This window comes from Mesorhizobium sp. M7A.F.Ca.US.014.04.1.1 (genome assembly GCF_003998745.1).
GTDB classification, from domain to species: domain Bacteria; phylum Pseudomonadota; class Alphaproteobacteria; order Rhizobiales; family Rhizobiaceae; genus Mesorhizobium; species Mesorhizobium ciceri.
On the sequence record NZ_RZRW01001314.1, the window covers coordinates 1 to 646 of the forward strand.

1 protein-coding gene is annotated in these 646 nt (G+C 59.8%); it reads right to left on the reverse strand.

Annotation, left to right across the window (positions count from 1 at the left end):
- Positions 1 to 646 (reverse strand): cbb3-type cytochrome c oxidase subunit I (locus tag EOA22_RS36280; RefSeq protein ID WP_206521564.1); only part of this gene is annotated, 646 nt, incomplete at both ends.

Consider the following 646-nt stretch of genomic DNA (forward strand, 5'->3'; position numbering starts at 1 on the left):
AGATAGTAGGGATGCATGGCGGCCACGGTTTCGGCGAAGGAATAGACCAGGAAGCCCTGCTCGTCGTATTCACGCCACATCAGGCCCTGCATGACGCCGGAAACCCACATGACGGCGGCGTAGACAACGATCCCCAGGGTCGCCAGCCAGAAGTGCCAGGTGACGAGCCTCAGCGAGTAGAGCCGCTCACGGTTCCAGAGCTTCGGCACCATGAAGTAGATTGCGCCGAACGAGATCATGCCGACCCAGCCGAGCGCACCGGAGTGCACGTGGCCAATGGTCCAGTCGGTGTAATGCGACAGCGAGTTGACCGTCTTGATCGACATCATCGGACCTTCGAAGGTCGACATGCCGTAGAAGGCGATGGCCATCACCATCATACGGATGATGGGGTCTGTGCGCAGCTTGTCCCAGGCGCCGGACAGCGTCATCAGGCCGTTGATCATGCCACCCCATGACGGCATCCACAGCATGATCGAGAACACCATGCCGAGCGTCTGCGCCCAATCGGGCAGGGCGGTGTAGTGCAGGTGATGCGGCCCGGCCCAGATGTAGAGAAAGATGATCGCCCAGAAATGGATGATCGACAGCCGATAGGAATAGACCGGCCGGTTCGCCTGCTTGGGCACGAAGTAATACATCATGC